Consider the following 19,195-nt stretch of genomic DNA (forward strand, 5'->3'; position numbering starts at 1 on the left):
TAATTAGGAAAAAGTACGGACAACTCTTACTATGTATTATGTAAAACATAGTACTGTTAAAAAATATTAACTATGAAATTAAACAAATTTACTTTAGCTATTCTTTTCTCCGTTTGCTCTATTTACGGATTCTCGCAGGAACAACATCCTGTGAAAGGAAAGATTGAAAATGCAAAAAATGAAGCGGTTGGTATGGCTGCGATTCAGATTTATAAAGCAGATTCAAAAGAATTATTCGATGAAGTGTATGCGAACGCAGACGGAACATTCGAGATTCCAGATTTAGAAGACGGAAGTTATCGTTTGGTGATTACAGAATTTGGTTATCAACAATCTGTAACAACTGCAGAAGTAAAAGGAGGTGAGTTAAATTTAGGTAACATCATTTTAGAAACTGCTAAAACTGAAACTGTAGAATTGAAAGGTGCTTTCGTTCGTGCAGAAGTTTCTCAATATCGTAACGAAATAGACAAACGTGTTGTAGAAGTAGGAAATGATTTAATTTCTTCTGGAGCGGATGCTGCTGCGGTTTTGAATAACATTCCGTCTGTAAATGTTGATCAACAAACAGGAGAATTATCGTTACGTGGAAATGAAAATGTGAAAATTTATATTGATGGAAAGCCTTCATCTTTATCAGCATCGCAAGTATTGAAGCAAATTCCTTCGAATCAAATTCAGCGTGTAGAAATTATTACTAATCCTTCTGCAAAATATGAGGCGGACGGAAAATCTGGAATCATCAATATAGTGATGGTAAAAGGAAAGAAAAAAGGATACAATGTTGCATTGAGTACAGGTTATGAGCAAGGGAAGAAAAGTCGTTTCAATAATTCGTTAACAGCAAATGTAAATACAGGTTCTTTCAATTTTTTCGGAAATTATAGTTACAATAAACGTCCAAGTGAATTTCATGGCTCTTTAAATAATTTTGACACAAATTTCAAAAGTGCAATTGATATTTTAAACAATGACGAAAGCCAAGCAGGTAAAATTGGTTTCGATTGGTTCATCAACGACAAAACAGCTTTGACGATTTATACAAATCAATGGTTTGGAAAAGGAAATGGATTAATTGGATCGGATATGGTGAATACCAAAACACAAGAGTTTTATCCCAATAATTCGAATTTTGATGGAGATTGGAGAAGTCAAGATTATAGTTTGAATTTCAAACGTGATTTTGATAAAGCAGATCACAACATTGTTTTGGACGCATTTTTCTCTAGAGCTAAAAGTGTAGATTTACGAAACATGCATAATTTTTATCCAGATGAAGTAAAATATTATGAAGATCGTGATGATAGAACAAATAACATTCGTGTTAATTTAGATTATACGAATCAAATCAAAGATGGTGGAAAAATAGAGGCTGGATTACAATTTAGAAGAGAAGATAACGATAATATTTTATTAACAGACCGAAGAATAATTGTAAAAGGTGAAACATACAATCCAAGTACAGATTTTAATTTTACACGAGATTTCTTTTCTGCATATGTAAATTATGGTCAAAAATTTGGGAAATTTGGAATGCAGTTAGGCTTACGTGCAGAACAGTTTAGAGACAAAGGAGATTTCGTTGTTAATGTAAATGAAGAAGGAAAAATTGAACAAGATAAATTAGATTTCTTTCCATCAGCTTTCTTAACATATGATGTTACCGAAAAAGGACAAGTGTCATTAAATTATAGCCGTAGAATTGATCGCCCAGGAATTGGGCAATTATCTCCAGTGCCAGAATGGTCGACACCAATGATGTCAAGTATCGGAAATCCAGCATTAAGACCAGAATATACAGATAATTTCGAAGTTGGATATTTACAACGAATTGGTAAAAATTCTATTTCTGCGAATGTGTTTTACAGACATATTAAAGACAATATTTTTAGAAATGTTTTACGAAACGAAGAAGTTTATGGAGCATATATTCAGAATTATCTAAACTATGATAAAGTAGATGCATATGGTTTTGAATTAGCATTTAATCTTGTGCCAACAAAATGGTGGTCATCTAATATCAGTGGAGATTATACACATAACACAATGGTTGTTCAACAAGAGAAAGAAGAAAATGGGGTTAAAGTTCCATACTTTGTCGAGATTGATGCAAATCGTTTAACAGCTCGTATGAATAATACATTCAAAGTTTCGAAAGCTATCAGTTTACAACATTTCTTTATGTATCAAGGGAAATACAAATTTATCCAAGGAGAAATGCGCGATATGTGGCGTATGGATTTAGGAGCGCGTTACACATTTATGGGAGGAAAAGCAAGTTTGAGTGCACGTGTAAGTGATATTTTCAGAACATTTTATGGACGTTTAGAAATGTATAATCCAGATAGAGCAACAGGAAAATTCCGTTGGGAAGCACATACAATGAACATCGGATTTACGTATAATTTCGGTGGAAAAGTACGAAATCGTGCAGAAGCTCAACAAAACAAATCTGAGCAATCAGGAGGAGTTGGTTTCTAATTAATAAAATGTATTCTTCATTTATTTAAATATTCTTAAAACGAAAAAGAGTTCCAATATTTTTTGGAACTCTTTTTTTTTGAATTAATATTTTATTTTTTATTGAACTTCTTTCTTGAATAATTTATTCAACGTTACAGCAATTGCACCGTCTCCAGTTACATTTCCTGCTGTTCCAAAACTATCCATTGCGATATAAAGTGCAATCATCAAAGCTTGATTTTCTGCATTAAATCCTAACATAGAAGCAATAATACCAATTGCTGCCATAATCGCTCCACCAGGAACTCCAGGAGCTGCAACCATTGCAATTCCAAGCATCATGATAAATCCTAAAAATTGAACAAAATCAATTTCCATTCCTTGGATTAACATCAATGCTAAACAACAACAAACGATTTTTAACATCGAACCAGATAAATGAATTGTCGCACACAACGGCACAGCGAAATTAGCAATTTCGTCACGAACACCAATTTTCTTTACTTGCGCAATTGTTATAGGTATTGTTGCAGCAGAAGATTGTGTTCCTAATGCTGTGAAATAAGCTGGTAACATCAATTTCATCATGGTAAATGGATTTTTTTTTGTAATAATTCCAGCAATTGTAAATTGAAGCACTAATAAGAAAACATGAAGCACGAAAATTACACCAATTATTTTAAGGAATACGTTCATAATTGTTACAACTTGTCCTGAATATGACATGTTCAAGAAGATTCCGAAAATGAAAATTGGTAATAATGGAATGATTAAATTTTGAATTAAATACGTAATAATTTCTTCGAAATCATCTGCAAATTTTCCAAAAGTCGAATCTTTTAATCGTGATAATCCAATTCCGAAAAGAAATGAAAATACCAAAGCTGGCATTACATCAAATAACGGAGGAAACTCTATCGAAAAGTATGGTGTAAATTCTTTGGCTTTTTCTGCTAAATTAATTTGCCCAGTTTGATGTTCTAATAATTGTGGAAAAATAGACATACTCGCTGAGTAGCCTAGTAATCCTGAAAAAATGGTTGATCCGTAAGCAATTAAAACGGTTGCTAATAATAATTTTCCGGCTGTTTGTCCTAATCTTCCAATTGATGGAACGATTAATCCAACAATGATTAATGGGATTAAAAAGTTAAGTAATTCGCTAAAAAAATCATTGAAAGTCATAAAAATACGACCAACAGCTTCTGGGATAATTCCACCGAGTACAATTCCGAGTACAATGGCTAGAATAACTTTTACGAGTAAATTGTCTTTAAGTTTGTGCATAGTCAAATTTAGAAAAAATCCGTTCAATTCAAGGTTTTAATTCTAAATGTTGATAAAAAGAAAAAAGCGATACTAAAATTTAGCATCGCTTTTTGGTATATAATTTTTGATAAAATTATTTTTTAGGTAAACGTACAATTCGGCTCGCATCGTTCGTATAAGCTTTACTTCCGCTTATTTTTTTGTAAGCAAATTTTGACGCCAAACGTGTGTTTTCTGTCGTAATATTGTTGGTAACATCACCTTTATTATTCATTCTGTCCACAATATCATACGTTACATCGTAACCTAATTGCTCGTAACGCGTCGGAAATTCACAATAAACTTCTTTGAAATCTTTGATCACACTTTGCACTTCCGTATCTCTTGTATTGATTAAACGCGCAGTACTAAACACAAAACCAAATTCGCGGAATGCATCGATATTTTTTGCATTATCTGCGTTATAAACATCATAAACCGAAACCGATTTTATTCCGTAAGCTTTGATATTGTCTTTGTTAAATGTTTTTAATTTTTCTAAATATTGTTTTCCCAAATTATCATCATCACCAACTAAAACCGTAATAATTGGCGTATAATAATCTTCACCGTTAACTTTATCGTGTGGTTGAACAATTTTTGCAACACTATCTACAATGACAACATTTGCTTTCAACTGTTTTTCTAATTGTTTTTTCGTATAACTTGCTAACTCTTGATCGTCACGATTTGTTAATAAATAAACTTGTTCTCCAGCAAAGTTTTTCCCAATTTCTTCGATGATTTGATCTGCAATTACTTCATCTTTTGGATTAGAAATCAATAAATCATTGAAAGAATTTAACGAATCGTCATTTGCATAAGGCGAAATCACAGCGATACCAGAATTACTGAAGAAGTTGGCAACTTCTGTAATATCAGACGTGTTCAACGGGCCGATAACAGCATCCGTTTTACTAAAATCTGTTGTTGATAAAATATCTTGCAAGTTTCCGTTTTTCGTATCGATCACTTTCACATTTACATTTTTACCTTTTTTCGCCAAATGAGTCAACGCTAATTTAGCTCCAGTAAAAAATTGCATTGCTTGCGAATTTTTTAATTGCGGATTATTTGCAACATCAAAAGGTAGCATAATAGCAACATTAATTTCATTGTCATTAGCACGTTTCAACTTTCCTGCAGTTCCGTATTTGATGATTTTAGCATTTTTTTGCAATGGAATTTTAAGTGTCATTCCAGCTTTTAAACCATTGATTAAATCAGGATTTAAACGCAATAACTCATCTAAATTCGTGTTGTATTTTTCTAAAATTCCGTAAGCCGAATCTCCATTCTGAACAACATAGTTGATCGTGTTTTCTTCGATTACAACAGAACCAGATTTTTTAGGAATCGTTATCACCATTCCTTCTTTTACACCTGTTTGTAAAGCTGGATTTTCTGCATATAAATCGTCAACACTTACATTATACTGTTTTGCTAAAGTGTATAAAGTTTCTCCTTTTTTGATTAAATGCGTTCCTTTTGGAACAGAAAAAACTTTATTTGTCACATCTTTTGGAAGCTTGATTACGTCACCAATTTCTAAACCTCTTTCTTTGATTTGAGGGTTTAATGAGTTCAATGTTTCTTCCGAAATTTTATATTTTTTTGTCAAATTGTAAACCGTTTCTTTCGGCTCAATTGTAATATATTGATAATTATCGTCCGAAATTTTTACGTTTGACGTAGTCGTTTGTGTATTGGTTTCAGTTGGTTTGGTTGTCGTAGTTCCTTTACCTGGAATCACAATCAAATCACCTGGATGAATCCCATTTTTTTCAATTTTAGGATTGGCTTTATACAATTCTTCTTGCGAAACACCATATTGCTTCGAAATTCCGTAAACGGTTTCTTTTGCTTGAACTGTATGCGTTTTTTGTTGAGCATAAAGTGCTGATGCACCAACAAATAACAATAAAGCTAATATTTTTTTCATTTAGATGAATTTTCGTGGTCAAATATACAAATTATGTTTTGTTTAGAGTTCCTCTTTCAATGTATTTATGATGAACTCAAATTCAAAAGGTCGAAGACTATCTTCAATAAAATCAATGAAATACTGAATATTAATGTAATCAAAATCAGCAAAATTTTTCACACGTTCTTGCAAACCATTTTGTTGAGAAAGATCATTTAATAATTGCTCGATTCTCTTCAATAAATCTTCATTTTTTTTCACTTCTGCATGCACCAAACGTTGTTTTATTTTCTCAAAACCTTTCAATTGTTTTGTACGCTGCGCTTGTATCATATCGGCAAAAGAAGATTCTGTTAACGAACTCAAATGTTCCAAACGTTCAAAAATGCTTTTTAATTCTTCTTCCAATTCAGGAAGTTTTGGAGCAATTTCTGATGAATTTATCGAACGTTTTTTTGTGATTGCTAAACTATTCGAAAATAAATCTTCGTTTGATAGATCTAATTTTTGTTGTTTTTCGTATTGTTTTTCAGTTCGGATTAACAATGAATTTCTCAAAACTAAAAGTGGAAAATCAACTTCAAATTGATTGAACATTTCTTTCAGTTGTAACCAATAAGCCATTTCGCCACCGCCGCCAACATAGGCAACATTTGGTAAAATTGTTTCTTGGTACAATGGTCTCAAAATCACATTTGGGCTAAATTTATCTGGATTTTGATGTAAATCGGCAATAATTTCTTCTTTCGAAAATTTGATTGAAGTGTTATTGACAAAATACGTTCCATTTTGTTCAACAATACGTTCGCGCGAATTATTTTGATTGATATAAAACAAATTTATCTCACGAGGATTCACTTGAATAGAATACCCCAATTGTTCTAATTTCTCATTTTGAGGTATTACTTTTTTGAACGATATTGACTGAATTAATTCTTCTTCAAAAGTTGGAATCATCAATTTTTTCAATTCTTTATCATCTCCATCAATCATCAACAATCCAAGATCTTTGAATAATAAATGAACCAATTTTCGTGTTGCGTCTGTCAAATTATCATTCGATAAATAAGATGCTTCAATCAAATTTTGCAATTCAGTTTTCTTTTTTCCATTTGGAATTAATGACAAAAATGAATCAAAAACTTTTTGTAAACCGTTTGTTGATAAACGACCAACTGGTCCACCAAATTCTTTTTCCCAATGAATAATTCGATCTCCAAATTTGAAATGATTAATTTCTTCGAAATCGTGATCTTCTGTCGCCATCCAAAACATCGGAACAAAATTGATTTCACTTTGTTCATTATTCAATTCTTCGCATGCTTTGATAACTTGCAAAATTTTATAAAAAAAGAAAATTGGACCTGTAAATAAATTTAATTGATGTCCAGTCGTAATTGTTACTGTATTCTTTTCTCTTAATTTTTGTAGATTATTTTGTTGCTTTTCCGATAAATCTAAATGACCTAATTGTTTCGAAATTTGTTCAACAAGAATTGCTCTATTTTTATAATGTCCAAGCTTATTTTTCGCTTGTTTTATATAGTTTTCTTTGGTTGGAAATAGGTTGTAGAAGTTTTTCAAATCCTCGTCTTGATTGATATAATTTAGCATCAATTTTGAAAAATAATTTGAATCCTTAAGTGATATTGTTTCCATTTAATTTTTATTAATCGTTTGATGTACATCCATTGCTCTGTCTGTTGCAAAAATGTCGACACCATCTTTTTCTAAATCGCGGTAAAGTTGTCCATTTCTCGCCGAAACACTTTTGTCTAAGTTTCCTAACGTCCCAAAAATGACCAAAATATCCTTGTCATGAATTTTGTTTAAAAATGATTTGTCATTGCGTCGAGTTCCTGTAAAGGCAACCATTTTGTCAGTCGGAATTCCGCTGTTCATCATTTCATTAAATTCGCGTTCGTTTCGCATCGAAACAGACAATAGCATATCTGGCGCAAGTTGATGCAACTTTTTCGCTTGACCAACTGTATACGTCACCAAAACAACCTGTTTTTGCATGTTTACATGTTCTATTGTCTTCACAATATCACGATAATCAACACCTTTTTTGATGTCAACCATAAAATAAATCGGTTTACTTTTCCCCCAATTTAGCGCTTCTGCAAAAGTCGGAATTTTGTATGACGTTTGTTGTCCAAAATCATCTACCAAAAAGTATTCCTTAATGGTTTTTAAGTCAACTTGATTGACATCTTGTCGCCCTGTGCTTGTTCGTTGCAACGAATTATCGTGCATTAAAATAAGTTGATTATCCTTTGTTTCGGCAACATCAATCTCAAAAATTTGTATTCCTTTTTGATAAAGATGTTCAAAAGTTTCGACACAATTTTCGGGAAAACCATGTATTCCACTTCCTCCACGATGCGCGCTGACAAAATTTTTGTTTTTGGTCGAATATTTGAAGGATATTTCTTCGGATGAAGTATTTTGATGTGTTTTGGATTGATTTTTCTTCGGATTACAACTAAAAATAGTCAGTAAACTGAACATTAAAATTCTGAAATAATATCGTTTAAAATAGCTGAAATTCATATTTTTAAATAAAAAATTAAATTAATTCATTCTAAAATTACGAATGAAGCTGTAAATTTAAACTGAAAATAATCAACAAAATAAATTATTATGGGACTTAGAACTTTTTTGAAAAGAATTTTAGGAAAAACGGAAACCGCGATTGATGTTGCGGGAGATAAATTTGACGATGTTTCGGCAACTGTGAAAAAAGCAGGAACATTGATTGCAGATGATGCATCGGATTTTGCGCGTAAAACAATCAATAATATAAAAGATGCTTCTGGTGATCTGAAAGAACAATCGAAAGAAGCCGCTAGAGATTTTAAAGAAAGATCGAAGCAAGATTATAACGAAGTAAAAGATATTGCGGAAAAGCAAATGAAAGAAACAAGTGCTTTTGTGAAAGAGAAAGTTTCGGATTTGAAAGAAACTTTTAAAGAAGAAAAAACAGAATTGGAAGAAAAAGCTGATGAGTTAAAAACAAAAGCCGAAAATAAATTAGACGAAGCTTCTGAAGATATTAAAAAAGAGACAAACGATTAAAAAGTCTTTATTTATCAAGTTTTATTACAATTTATAAATGTTAAATTTAACATTAGTTATTGATTATTATAAAATTGGTTTAATTTTTGATTCAATAATTTTTCCTCGAAATAATTAAAATGACTGAATACAAAGATCTCGAGCCCTCTACAAACCCTAAACATAAAAATGAATTCGTAAAGAATATTATTATTGCTGTTTTAGCAGTATCCTTGTTATTAGCTATTGGGTATATTGTATATTCTAAAGAAGCAAATGCAAAATCTTCGATAGAAATGCAAAGTGATATCAATGATTTGGAACGATCTAGAGAAATTCTGAAACAAGAATTACGTATAATTAGATCAGATTTTGATGATGCTAAAACTCGTGTTGTAAAAAAAGATTCTTCTTTAAGTTATCAAGATCGATTGATTTTGGAGAAACAAAAAGAGATTCAATCAATCTTAAATAAAGAAGGAATTACAAGTGGAGAATTGCAACGTGCTAAACGTTTGATAACCTCTTTACAAGCAGATATTAAAGTTTATAAAGAAGAAATTGTTCGCTTGAAAGACGAAAATAAAAAGCTGACAAACAAGAATACAGAGTTAACTTCGGAAAATTCTCATTTGAATGAGCAGAAAAAAACTGTTGAATCAAATTTGAGTACTGAAAAAGAAAATCATCAGAATTTAATCAAAGAAACAAATTCTACTTTATCGATTTCAAATTATACGATTAAAGGTTTGCGAGTAAAATCAAGCGGAAAAGAAGTGGAAACAACGCGAGCAAGAAGAATTGATAAGGTTAGAGTATCCTTTGATTTGGATAAAAACTTGAATGCGACTTCAGAAACCAAAGAATTGTATGTATCTATTTATAAACCAAGCGGCGAGATAGGAAAATTTAAAGGGGCTGATGCTGGTGAAACAACTTTACGTTCTGGATCTTCTGTAGAATATTCTGATCGTGTAAAAGTTAATTACAATAATATGTCTGGTTCAAGAGTTAATTTTGACTGGGTTGATTATGATTTTCCAAAAGGTGAATATAAAATTGATATTTACCAAAATGGATACAAAGTTGGTCAAAATGTGATTACACTTCGATAAAGATTAAAATTATAAATACATAAAAAAAACTCTTCAAGATTCTTGAAGAGTTTTTTTTATTAACAATATTTTTCTCCGTTTTTCTGTAATTTTAAATCGCTCACATAAGTTTTTATAAACTGTACATTGCTTCGAGGACAAATGAGTAATCCTTTCTCCGAATTAATAACCACATAACTGTCTAATCCATCAATAATAATAGCTTTATCTTGCGTAGAATAAATAAAATTATTTTTGGCGTTGTAACCAGAAAAATGTTTACATAATAATGTATTGTGATTTTCGTCCTGATCTTCACCTGTATATTTATACTTTTCGTTGATTGCAGACCAAGTTCCAATATCACTCCAGCCAAAAGTTGTTGGAATGACATAAACATTATCCGCTTGTTCTAAAATTCCTTTGTTGATAGAAGTTACGTCTAACGTTGTGTAAATAGGTTTTAAAGTTTCTGTATTTTGTAAAGAACGATCAAGATCAAAATATTTTTTTAAAGTTTCTTTCATCGAAGGTAAATGTTGTTGAAAAGCTTTTACAATACTATCTACAGACCAAACAAGGATTCCTGTATTCCAAATAAATTCACCACTCGTTATAAAAGATTCAGCAAATTCTAAATCAGGTTTATCGATATAAGATTTTACTTTTTTTATAGGTGTTGTATTTTCGATGAACTGAATATAACTGTAATTAACATCTGGACGCGTTGGAGCTACTCCCAAAGTAATCAATCGATCGTTGTCAGCATCCTCGAAAGCAAGATTTACTTTTTCTACAAATTCATCTTCATCAAAAATAAAATGATCTGAAGGAGAAATAATCAATTTTGCATTTGGATTAAATTGTTGGATTGTCATTGCGGCCAATAAATTACAAGCTGCGGTATTCATGACTCTTGGTTCGATGATAAAATTTTTATCCTCAAAATCTGGTAATTGTTCTTTTACAATCTCTTTATAATCTTGAATAGTTACAATGAAAATATTTTCTTGCGGAACGACTTTTTTAAGGCGATTATACGTTAATTGAATAAAAGTTTTTCCTATTCCTAATAAATCATGAAATTGTTTTGGTTTTTTAATTGTACTCAAAGGCCATAATCTCACTCCTGTACCACTGGCAAGGATAACAGCGTAGTTATCTTTATTATTCATGATTGTCTTTTAAAGTTTATTTACAGTTGCAGTTGCGTTTATCAAATATTTTTTCTTGGTTTTCAACTCTAAACAAAGATACCTTAATTTTCTTTTAGATTCTTTTTTAAAGATTCTTTTTCCTATCGAAAATATTGTACCATCCTCCAAATCTTCAAGATAAATTTGAGCAGGATTTTTATCATCTATAATATATTTTGAGATATTAATATCTGCTCCTAAACTCGCTTTCGGATGTTTGGCATGATGAAGAATATACGGTTGCAATTCTTCGGGATAAATGTGAAGAGATTCTAATAATAAATGCCCAAAAATGGTTTTCCATTCTTTTCCATGCGGATTTATTTTACGCGAATCAAACTGAACAAAAGTTTTGAGATGCGCCACTTCATGTGTAAAAACAAAAAAGAAAGCATACTGATTTAAGTCGCCATTCACTGTAATTTGATGACGATTATTTTCGACCAATTTGCGATAATCTCCCAACTTAGTTTCACGTCTTCTTGTAATTTTTAACGTTATAAAATGATTTTCTAACCACTTTTTTACATACAAGTCTGCATTATGAGGGAGATAAGAAGTTAAATGTTCTAAATTCACATTGTGCAAGATAAATAAAAAGCCTTTCCAATAAAAATATTAATTTTGTCGTAATGAAACTAATCGAAAATTTAGGGTCATACTTTATGCTTATGGGTAAAGTATTTAGCAAACCTCAAAAATTGAGCGTTTTCTGGAAATTGACCGTTAGAGAAATATATGATTTAGGTGTCAACTCTTTAGGGATTGTAACCTTTATCTCAACATTTATGGGTGCAGTTGTAGCAATACAAATGGCGCAAAACTTTCAGGGAGCTTCTATTCCTGTTCCAGATGCCTACATTGGTTATGCAACCAAAGTGGTTTTGGTATTAGAGTTTGCTCCAACCATTATGTCGCTAATTTTAGTTGGTAAAGTAGGTTCGTATATCGCTTCGAGTATCGGAACCATGCGTGTTACCGAACAAATTGATGCGTTAGATGTTATGGGAGTCAATTCTGCAAACTTCTTGATTTTACCAAAAATTATCGCCTGTGTATTTTTCAATCCTTTATTGGTTATGATTTCTATCGGATTTGGATTATTAGGCGGTTATTATATTGGAGTTTTTACAAAACTATGGTCGGCAGCCGATTTTATTACAGGTTTACAAATGAATATGGCAACAAAATTGTTTGTCTATACATTCCTTAAAACAATGGTATTCGCGTTTGTTATCGCAACAATTCCGGCATACTATGGTTATAAAGTAAAAGGAGGTTCGTTAGAAGTTGGTCGTTCTGCAACAACAGCTGTTGTATGGACATCAGTAGCAATTATTGTGATCAACTTAATATTAACACAAACAATTTTGAGCTAATGATTGAAGTAAAAGATATCAGAAAATCATTTGATGCAGTAGAAGTTCTGAAAGGTTTTTCTGTCACTTTCGAGAAAGGAAAAGTTAGTTTGATTATTGGTCAAAGTGGTTCTGGAAAAACAGTTTTCTTGAAAAATTTGATTGGATTATTAACACCAACTTCAGGTCAAATTTTGTACGAAGGAGATAATATGATCGAGTTTGATTACAAAGAAAAACAACGTTTACGTTCAGAAATTGGAGTAGTTTTTCAAGGTTCGGCTTTGTATGATACGATGAATATTGTAGAAAATGTAAAATTTCCATTGCAAATGTTTTCGGATATGTCAAATGCTGATGCCGAAAAACGTGCGCGTGAAGTGTTAGATCGTGTAGAAATAGCTCGTACAGCGCTTAAAAAATATCCGTCAGAAATATCTGGAGGAATGCAAAAACGTGTGGCGATTGCGCGCGCGATTGTAAATAATCCAAAATATTTATTTGCTGATGAACCAAACTCTGGTCTTGACCCGAAAACGGCGTTAGTTATCGACCAATTAATTTATGATATCACAAAAGAATACAACACAACAACCGTTGTAAATACACACGATATGAACTCGGTAATGGAAATTGGAGATCATATTGTTTTCTTAAAAAATGGTTTCTTGGAATGGGAAGGGACAAAAGAGGAGATTTTGGTGGCTGATAATCCAAATGTTATTGATTTTGTATATTCGTCAAATCTTTTCAAGAAACTAAGAGAAGCCTTATTAAAAGAACAATAATAAATCAATAAAAATAAAAATTCTATGAAAAAATTAATTTTAACTGCAATTGTAGGTTTAGCTGCAAATTTTGCAACAGCACAAAATATCAATTTTGGTATCAAAGGAGGAGCTGTTTTCAATACAGATAAAGGAAAAGTTTGGGAAGATGCTGGAAATATTTCCAAGAAAGATGGGAAAGCTTCTGCAGGGTTTCAAGCTGGTGCTTTAGCTCGTGTCTCTTTAGCAGGAATTTACATACAACCAGAGTTATTGTATACGCAATTCAAAAATGAATATGATGTTGATGGACAAAAACTGAATGTAACTAAAAAACGTATGGATATTCCTGTAAATGTTGGAAAAAGATTTTTAGGAATCGGACATATTCAAGCTGGTCCAGTTTTCTCTTACTATTTTGATGATAAATTATCTGTAAAAGATTTTACAACTGCAAAACAAGACGAATTTAATGTCGGAATGCAAATTGGTGCAGGTGTAGAAGTTTCTAAATTATTATTCGATTTACGTTACGAATTCGGTTTAGGAAAAGTTGGATCTGACATTTTGAACGGATCAAATGGACAATATAGAACAGAAAATCGTCCGCAAATGTTAAACTTATCAGTAGCATATTTATTCTAAAAGGTTGTTTGTAAATAAATTTATTGGATATATTTGTTCCAAATTGTATTTTTGCAACCTCGTAAATTATTAAAATGGCAAAAAATAATAAAAAAGAAGAATTCGCTACAGAGCAATTCGTAGAAAAATTAGATAGAACAGCTTTCAACGTAGAGTTTTTTGTTGAAAAATATGCTAAAGCAATTGGTATTGGTTTAGGAGTAATTATTGTAGCTGTTTTAGGTTATTTTGCTTACTTAAAATTAGTCGTAGAACCTAAATCAGAAGACGCTTTCAAAGAAATGGTTCAAGCAGAACGTCTTTTTGATCAAGATTCTATTAACGTTGCTCTTAATGGTAGCGCAGGAAGTTTCCAAGGTTTACAACAAATTGTTGATGAATATGGAAATACTGATGCTGGTAATTTAGCACGTTTCAAAGCGGCAAGTTCTTATTATAAATTAGGAGATTACGCATCTGCGGTAAAATTATTAGAAGATTTTGACACAGATGACAATGTAATGTTGGCGCAAAAATATGGTATGTTAGGAAATGCATTAGTTGCTTCTAACAAATTAGAAGAAGGTTTACCTTACTATGTAAAAGCTGCTGAAGCGACAGAAGTTGAAACATTACAATCGACTTACTATACAAAAGCGGGTGAAATTGCGATGGAATTAGGTAAAAATGCTGATGCTTTAAAATATTTTCAAGCTTTAGAGGATAAATATCCAAATGCAAATAATGGTGAAACTGCGAAGTTTATTGAGCGTTTAAAATACGCTTCTGAAACTGCGAAATAATTCACTTCAAAAGATAATTACAAGCCGAACAAATTGTTCGGCTTTTTTTATTGATTCAAATCAAAGTTTATCCTAAATCATTTTTGTAATTTTACCATTCAAATTTTAAACAAAATGGCAACAGAAAATAAAAATTTATCTCAATATAATAAAGCAGAATTACCAAATGTAGCGGGCTCTAAGTTTGCAATCATTACATCTGAATGGAATAATCATATCACATTTAATTTGCGAGATGGAGCAAAAGATACATTGATTGATTTGGGCGCAAATCCTGATGATGTTACTTTATATGAAGTTCCTGGTAGTTTTGAGTTGATTTATGGAGCTGATAAAGTTGCGCAAACTCATCCAGATTTGGACGGAATTATCGTTGTTGGATGTGTGATTCGTGGAGCAACAGCGCATTTTGATTATGTTTGTCAAGGTGTGACGCAAGGTGTAAAAGATTTGAATATCAAACACAATATGCCAATTATTTTTTGTGTTTTAACAGACGAAAATGAACAGCAATCAATTGATCGTTCTGGTGGAAAACATGGAAATAAAGGAGTTGAAGCTGGTGTAGCTGCGGTTATGATGGCGGATATGAAAAAGAAATTAGGAAAATAATTTTAGAATGATAGATTCAAAACTTTATCGATGCCAATAGCAGAAGATTTTAAATCAATTTATACGAAAAATTGGGAGATTTACTTTTCTCAATGTGATCCGACAGGTAAGATGAAATTGTCTGAAATGGCAAATCTTTTTCAATTAACTGCTTCAGAACACGCGATAAAAGGAGGTTTAGGTTTCTTTGATTTACAAGAATTTAATCAATCTTGGGTAATGAATCGACTTCGAATTGAGATTGATGAATTACCTTCTTGGACAGATTTTGTTGACGTGAAAACATGGATTGAAGTTTTGAAAGGTGCAAAATCTATTCGTGATTTTACAATCGAGAAAAATGGAAAAAAATTAATTGGAGCTTCAAGTTTGTGGGCGGTTTTCAATACAGAAAAACGTCGTCCTGATATTCTTCAAATTGATTCATCTCACATTGAACGTTTTCCTGATCTGAAACCAACGGAAGTCGAGAATTCGATTTTAAACATCGATTTTGAACCAACAGAAGTTATTCAATATAAAGTTCAGTTTTCTGATTTAGATATCGTAAAACACGCAAATAATACCAAATATTTGGATTGGTGCTTGAATACTATTGATCCTGAAATCATATTAAAACATCGTATCAAAGCGATTGATATGAATTTCTTGAAAGAATTAAGTTTACATGACAAAATAGAAATTCAGAAATTAGAAACTGAACATTTAATTCAGTTTAAAATTGTTAATCAAGAAAAAGTAAACTTCGTTTGTCGATTGGAGTTGAGGTAAAGTTATTTGAAGAAATGTCATTCTGAATGTAGCATTAGCGCAATGAAAAATCTAAAATTATTACAATAAAAAAAGGTTTCATATCGAAACCTTTTTTATCTATTTTTCTTTTGTCAAAACAAATTTAGCAGAATCGGCCGACTCTATTTTCTTCTGATTTTTATTTAACTGAGTAATTTTTCCTTCTTCAACCAAAAAAGCATTCGGAACATTGGCAATTTCAGGAAAAACAATTGTATTTCCATCTTCTTTAAACTGAAAAGTTCCAGTTGTCATAATAGCCATTTTATCTAACCCCAAACGTTTTGTAGAATAGACATATCCTTTGTTTGGTAATAATTTTATTTCCATTTCAACCTCTTTGCAATCTTTCTCATAACAAGGCAAAATTCCTTTGTAAGCTCCTTCGTATTGAATAGATTCTTCGGCAGTTTTTGCTTCAACTTTTACTGAATCTTCTACATTTTCTACATCATTTTTTACAGGTTCTGTTTCGCTTTTACAACTTGACACAACAAAAGCTGCGATTGTAAATGTGGCTAAAATTATTTTTTTCATTTTTTAGAATTTGATTTAAAGGTAAGTAAATTTTGAGCCAAAAAAAATCCTTCCGAATATTTTCAGAAGGATTTGTATAATGTTTTGTAATCTTATTCGATTAGAAAATTTCTTTCGCAGCAAAGTGGAAAGCAGCTTCAATAGCAGCATTTTCGTCAGAATCAGAACCGTGAACAGCGTTAGCATCGATAGATTCAGCATATTTAGCACGGATTGTACCTTCTGCAGCCTCAGCTGGGTTAGTAGCACCGATTAAAGTACGGAAATCAGCAACTGCGTTGTCTTTTTCTAAAACTGCAGCAACGATTGGTCCAGAAGTCATGAATTCTACTAAATCCTTGAAGAAAGGACGCTCTGCGTGGATAGCGTAAAATGCTTCAGCATCTTGTTTTGCTAATTGAGTCATTTTAGCCGCTTTAATTTTGAAACCAGCGTCAGTAATGTCTTTTAAAATATCTCCGATGTGTCCTTTTGCAACTGCATCAGGCTTAATCATTGTAAATGTAATGTTTGCCATTTTATTGAATTGTATTTATTACTTATTTTTTGAGGTGCAAAATTACAAAAATGATTCGAATGTTTTTGTTTTATAATTAAAATTTCTTATTTTAATAAAAATAGTTAATTGTTATTCATTTAAGATTGTTTCAATTCGATAATATTTCTTATTTTTAAGAGAAATCTAAAACTTATGAATACAAATGATCTTTCCACATTTCATCATAAAACAAAACTCAAAAAGGTTGGTGATAAATATTTTCTACCTTTCGAAATTTGGAATTATTTAGATTTTGGGCTGATGTTTGCACTTGTTTTATTCTTTATTTATGCATCAAGTGAAATGAATATTGTTTTTATTTCAATGATTTTAATTTTTGGAATCCGAATAATAACGACAATTAAAGACAGATTTTTTGTAGAAATTAAAACATCAAAATCGTTGAGTGAGAATATTAATTTAATCAAAGAATTAGCACAGCGTCAACATAATTTTACGCAATCATTGGACGAAGAAGGTTTGTTTCTTTTTGAATATTCGGAACGAAATATTTTTTACAAATACAATTACCGAAGAAGAGATTATATCGAAACAGTTGTGATTTACTGTGAAGACAATTCGATTTGGGTGAACTCTTTTAATCAACGTTATTTCGGAATTTTTAGACGATATAATCTAAAACAATGGATAAAATTGATCCAATTAAAAAGCGAGAATTAATCTCGCTTTTTAATTTTAATATCTTTCGATTAAATCGTTTCCTATTTCGTTGATAGAATCATCAGTTTCTTTTGGGTTTGGTCCCCATTGATTAGAACCTGGTTGACTATCCATAATAAAAAATATTAATAAAATAAGATTTCCTCCAGGTATAAAAGTTAATAAATAGAACCATCCACTTTTTCCTGTGTCATGCAATCTTCTACTTATTAAAGCTAATCTTGGTATAAGAGTTATAAAAAAAAATAAAACTATTATTCCTCCAATAGTATATGAAACTATGTCTGATATATTTATAAATTTAAATAAACAAATGAAAGATATTATAAAAAATATAGTATTAATTAAAGTTGTATACCAAAATTCGCTTCTGCGGGCTCTTCCCGAGAAATTGGCGTAATTGTCAAACATTACTCGTTTGTATATTTCAATCATAGATTAAGTTGTTAAATTATGTTAAAAATATTAAAATAAATTTTATTACGCAACTCTTAATCTGCTTTTAAACGTTTAGTTTTGAACATTTCTGGCTTATAATTAATAATAAAAACACCAAGAATAATTAGAATAGTAGCGACGATAAACTTTGATGAAATTTGTTCGTCTAATATTAACCAACCCAAAATTATTGCAATAATCGTATTGAAATAAGAAAGAATAGAAACTTGTATTGGAGAAATTTTGGTCAACGCATAATGAAATGAAAAAAACGTAATCACAGAACCAAAAACAGCTAAATAAAGCATGGCAGAAATACTTTTTGTACTCCAATTTTCGAAATTATAATTTTTTGTAAAAGCGAAAGCAAAAATAATTTAAACAATTCCAGCAAATATAAATTGGTAAAAAAGATTGAGAGAAATATTTTTGGATTGAATATTCATTTTTTTAATGAAAATAGTTCCTGTTGCCCAACCTGTAATTGCACAAAAAAGTAAAATAATTCCAGTTCTATATGCTAGATTTGCTAATTCTTGATTTCCCTACCAAAAAATAAATATTACGCCGCAAAAACAAAGTAAAACACCTAATAATCCGCGGTAACTAAATTTTTGTAAACCAATAAAAATACTTCCTGAAAAGACTAAAATAGGAGAGGTTGCGCTGATTAATGCAGCTAAACTACTCGATAAATTTTCTTCGGCAACAGTAGTTAATCCATTTGCAGCGATTAACATCAAACTTGAAAATATAAGTTGATAAGACAAATTTTTCCAGCCAATCCATTTTAATTCTTTTTTCGAAAGTAAAATAATTAGCATAATTAGTCCTGCTAAAAATTGACGAATTCCAGCTACAAACCAACCTGGAATGGTTTCTACGGCTACACGAATTCCGAGAAAAGTTGTTCCCCAAACAATTGCAACTATGCTTACGGCAATCAATAATTTGATGTCTTTCAAGATTAAAAAAGTTAAAAGTGTTAATTCTAAAATAG

Annotated in this window: 19 protein-coding genes and 1 pseudogene; 10 read left to right on the plus strand and 10 right to left on the minus strand. The window is 31.1% G+C overall.

Annotated features, from left to right (window positions below):
• Nucleotides 1-72 precede the first annotated feature (72 nt).
• On the plus strand, nucleotides 73-2,481 hold the full coding sequence (locus B4L98_RS00930; RefSeq protein ID WP_280049370.1) for a TonB-dependent receptor: 2,409 nt from the start codon (nucleotides 73-75) through the stop codon (nucleotides 2,479-2,481).
• 99 nt (nucleotides 2,482-2,580) lie between these two features.
• Here the strand turns inward: B4L98_RS00930 and B4L98_RS00935 are convergent, their stop codons facing one another.
• The 4 genes from B4L98_RS00935 to B4L98_RS00950 all read right to left on the minus strand — a co-directional run bounded on the left by B4L98_RS00935 (nucleotide 2,581) and on the right by B4L98_RS00950 (nucleotide 8,209).
• Nucleotides 2,581-3,750: a dicarboxylate/amino acid:cation symporter gene (locus B4L98_RS00935; protein WP_286495141.1), complete on the minus strand. Its 1,170-nt coding sequence runs from the start codon at nucleotides 3,748-3,750 to the stop codon at nucleotides 2,581-2,583.
• 115 nt (nucleotides 3,751-3,865) lie between these two features.
• Nucleotides 3,866-5,713: a LysM peptidoglycan-binding domain-containing protein gene (locus B4L98_RS00940; protein ID WP_114998740.1), complete on the minus strand. Its 1,848-nt coding sequence runs from the start codon at nucleotides 5,711-5,713 to the stop codon at nucleotides 3,866-3,868.
• Nucleotides 5,714-5,755: 42 nt separating this feature from the next.
• The gene (bshC, locus tag B4L98_RS00945; RefSeq protein ID WP_114998742.1) at nucleotides 5,756-7,354 is read right to left on the minus strand and encodes a bacillithiol biosynthesis cysteine-adding enzyme BshC; all 1,599 of its coding nucleotides are present in this window, start codon (nucleotides 7,352-7,354) and stop codon (nucleotides 5,756-5,758) included.
• Nucleotides 7,355-8,209, minus strand: a complete 855-nt coding sequence (locus B4L98_RS00950; RefSeq protein ID WP_260509597.1) for a glycerophosphodiester phosphodiesterase family protein — start codon at nucleotides 8,207-8,209, stop codon at nucleotides 7,355-7,357.
• 132 nt (nucleotides 8,210-8,341) lie between these two features.
• On the opposite strand from B4L98_RS00950, the gene B4L98_RS00955 reads away from it, so the two are divergent.
• Nucleotides 8,342-8,776: a hypothetical protein gene (locus B4L98_RS00955; protein ID WP_038336372.1), complete on the plus strand. Its 435-nt coding sequence runs from the start codon at nucleotides 8,342-8,344 to the stop codon at nucleotides 8,774-8,776.
• Between the two features lie 119 nt (nucleotides 8,777-8,895).
• Nucleotides 8,896-9,870, plus strand: a complete 975-nt coding sequence (locus tag B4L98_RS00960; RefSeq protein ID WP_280035376.1) for a hypothetical protein — start codon at nucleotides 8,896-8,898, stop codon at nucleotides 9,868-9,870.
• A gap of 59 nt (nucleotides 9,871-9,929) precedes the next feature.
• Here the strand turns inward: B4L98_RS00960 and B4L98_RS00965 are convergent, their stop codons facing one another.
• Together B4L98_RS00965 and B4L98_RS00970 are read right to left on the minus strand one after the other, a co-directional pair.
• Nucleotides 9,930-11,024, minus strand: a complete 1,095-nt coding sequence (locus B4L98_RS00965; protein ID WP_291077325.1) for a mannose-1-phosphate guanylyltransferase — start codon at nucleotides 11,022-11,024, stop codon at nucleotides 9,930-9,932.
• A gap of 9 nt (nucleotides 11,025-11,033) precedes the next feature.
• Nucleotides 11,034-11,624 (minus strand): SprT-like domain-containing protein, encoded by a 591-nt coding sequence (locus tag B4L98_RS00970; protein WP_180905771.1) that lies wholly within the window; start codon nucleotides 11,622-11,624, stop codon nucleotides 11,034-11,036.
• A gap of 53 nt (nucleotides 11,625-11,677) precedes the next feature.
• Between B4L98_RS00970 and B4L98_RS00975 the strand changes: the two genes are divergently transcribed.
• The 6 genes from B4L98_RS00975 (at nucleotide 11,678) to B4L98_RS01000 (ending at nucleotide 15,980) form a co-directional block, all read left to right on the plus strand.
• Nucleotides 11,678-12,424 carry an MlaE family ABC transporter permease gene (locus B4L98_RS00975; protein WP_291077326.1) on the plus strand — a complete coding sequence of 249 codons (747 nt, stop codon included), beginning with the start codon at nucleotides 11,678-11,680 and terminating at the stop codon, nucleotides 12,422-12,424.
• Nucleotides 12,424-13,191, plus strand: coding sequence for an ABC transporter ATP-binding protein (locus B4L98_RS00980; RefSeq protein WP_114998788.1), 768 nt, complete (start codon nucleotides 12,424-12,426; stop codon nucleotides 13,189-13,191). The genes B4L98_RS00975 and B4L98_RS00980 overlap by 1 nt, the downstream gene beginning before the upstream one ends.
• Nucleotides 13,192-13,215: 24 nt before the next feature.
• Complete coding sequence (locus tag B4L98_RS00985) at nucleotides 13,216-13,815, plus strand: porin family protein (RefSeq protein ID WP_280049384.1); 600 nt, start codon at nucleotides 13,216-13,218, stop codon at nucleotides 13,813-13,815.
• A gap of 74 nt (nucleotides 13,816-13,889) precedes the next feature.
• The gene (locus B4L98_RS00990) at nucleotides 13,890-14,597 is read left to right on the plus strand and encodes a tetratricopeptide repeat protein (protein ID WP_125349548.1); all 708 of its coding nucleotides are present in this window, start codon (nucleotides 13,890-13,892) and stop codon (nucleotides 14,595-14,597) included.
• A gap of 114 nt (nucleotides 14,598-14,711) precedes the next feature.
• The gene (gene ribH / locus B4L98_RS00995) at nucleotides 14,712-15,209 is read left to right on the plus strand and encodes a 6,7-dimethyl-8-ribityllumazine synthase (protein WP_125349547.1); all 498 of its coding nucleotides are present in this window, start codon (nucleotides 14,712-14,714) and stop codon (nucleotides 15,207-15,209) included.
• Between the two features lie 30 nt (nucleotides 15,210-15,239).
• Nucleotides 15,240-15,980, plus strand: a complete 741-nt coding sequence (locus tag B4L98_RS01000; RefSeq protein WP_280035367.1) for an acyl-[acyl-carrier-protein] thioesterase — start codon at nucleotides 15,240-15,242, stop codon at nucleotides 15,978-15,980.
• Nucleotides 15,981-16,079: 99 nt separating this feature from the next.
• On the opposite strand, the gene B4L98_RS01005 is transcribed toward B4L98_RS01000, so the two are convergent.
• Nucleotides 16,080-16,538 carry a copper resistance protein NlpE N-terminal domain-containing protein gene (locus tag B4L98_RS01005; RefSeq protein WP_180905775.1) on the minus strand — a complete coding sequence of 153 codons (459 nt, stop codon included), beginning with the start codon at nucleotides 16,536-16,538 and terminating at the stop codon, nucleotides 16,080-16,082.
• Between the two features lie 100 nt (nucleotides 16,539-16,638).
• Entirely contained in the window at nucleotides 16,639-17,055 is a 417-nt protein-coding gene (locus B4L98_RS01010) for a nucleoside-diphosphate kinase (RefSeq protein ID WP_038330990.1), read from the minus strand.
• 174 nt (nucleotides 17,056-17,229) lie between these two features.
• Here B4L98_RS01010 and B4L98_RS01015 point away from each other — a divergent pair, with 174 nt between their 5' ends.
• A complete protein-coding gene (locus tag B4L98_RS01015) occupies nucleotides 17,230-17,757 on the plus strand; it encodes a hypothetical protein (protein WP_221856200.1) in 528 nt (175 codons plus the stop codon).
• Between the two features lie 15 nt (nucleotides 17,758-17,772).
• On the opposite strand, the gene B4L98_RS01020 is transcribed toward B4L98_RS01015, so the two are convergent.
• The gene (locus B4L98_RS01020; protein WP_180905777.1) at nucleotides 17,773-18,192 is read right to left on the minus strand and encodes a DUF805 domain-containing protein; all 420 of its coding nucleotides are present in this window, start codon (nucleotides 18,190-18,192) and stop codon (nucleotides 17,773-17,775) included.
• Between the two features lie 56 nt (nucleotides 18,193-18,248).
• A pseudogene (locus tag B4L98_RS01025) lies at nucleotides 18,249-19,160 on the minus strand (DMT family transporter).
• Nucleotides 19,161-19,195 lie beyond the last annotated feature (35 nt).

It is taken from the genome of Empedobacter sp. UBA5528, from assembly GCF_002426075.1.
Taxonomy (GTDB): Bacteria; Bacteroidota; Bacteroidia; order Flavobacteriales; family Weeksellaceae; genus Empedobacter; species Empedobacter falsenii_B.

Excerpts from the sequence above, each read along its gene's own strand:
- B4L98_RS01010 (WP_038330990.1), bottom strand. The coding sequence starts at position 17,055 with ATGGCAAACATTACATTTACAATGATTAAGCCTGATGCAGTTGCAAAA.
- B4L98_RS00985 (WP_280049384.1), top strand. The coding sequence starts at position 13,216 with ATGAAAAAATTAATTTTAACTGCAATTGTAGGTTTAGCTGCAAATTTT.
- B4L98_RS00990 (WP_125349548.1), top strand. The coding sequence starts at position 13,890 with ATGGCAAAAAATAATAAAAAAGAAGAATTCGCTACAGAGCAATTCGTA.
- B4L98_RS00935 (WP_286495141.1), bottom strand. The coding sequence starts at position 3,750 with ATGCACAAACTTAAAGACAATTTACTCGTAAAAGTTATTCTAGCCATT.
- B4L98_RS00980 (WP_114998788.1), top strand. The coding sequence starts at position 12,424 with ATGATTGAAGTAAAAGATATCAGAAAATCATTTGATGCAGTAGAAGTT.
- B4L98_RS00965 (WP_291077325.1), bottom strand. The coding sequence starts at position 11,024 with ATGAATAATAAAGATAACTACGCTGTTATCCTTGCCAGTGGTACAGGA.
- B4L98_RS01015 (WP_221856200.1), top strand. The coding sequence starts at position 17,230 with ATGAATACAAATGATCTTTCCACATTTCATCATAAAACAAAACTCAAA.
- B4L98_RS00950 (WP_260509597.1), bottom strand. The coding sequence starts at position 8,209 with ATGTTCAGTTTACTGACTATTTTTAGTTGTAATCCGAAGAAAAATCAA.
- bshC (WP_114998742.1), bottom strand. The coding sequence starts at position 7,354 with ATGGAAACAATATCACTTAAGGATTCAAATTATTTTTCAAAATTGATG.
- B4L98_RS00955 (WP_038336372.1), top strand. The coding sequence starts at position 8,342 with ATGGGACTTAGAACTTTTTTGAAAAGAATTTTAGGAAAAACGGAAACC.
- B4L98_RS00960 (WP_280035376.1), top strand. The coding sequence starts at position 8,896 with ATGACTGAATACAAAGATCTCGAGCCCTCTACAAACCCTAAACATAAA.
- B4L98_RS01005 (WP_180905775.1), bottom strand. The coding sequence starts at position 16,538 with ATGAAAAAAATAATTTTAGCCACATTTACAATCGCAGCTTTTGTTGTG.
- B4L98_RS00940 (WP_114998740.1), bottom strand. The coding sequence starts at position 5,713 with ATGAAAAAAATATTAGCTTTATTGTTATTTGTTGGTGCATCAGCACTT.
- B4L98_RS01000 (WP_280035367.1), top strand. The coding sequence starts at position 15,240 with ATGCCAATAGCAGAAGATTTTAAATCAATTTATACGAAAAATTGGGAG.
- B4L98_RS00975 (WP_291077326.1), top strand. The coding sequence starts at position 11,678 with ATGAAACTAATCGAAAATTTAGGGTCATACTTTATGCTTATGGGTAAA.
- ribH (WP_125349547.1), top strand. The coding sequence starts at position 14,712 with ATGGCAACAGAAAATAAAAATTTATCTCAATATAATAAAGCAGAATTA.
- B4L98_RS01020 (WP_180905777.1), bottom strand. The coding sequence starts at position 18,192 with ATGATTGAAATATACAAACGAGTAATGTTTGACAATTACGCCAATTTC.
- B4L98_RS00930 (WP_280049370.1), top strand. The coding sequence starts at position 73 with ATGAAATTAAACAAATTTACTTTAGCTATTCTTTTCTCCGTTTGCTCT.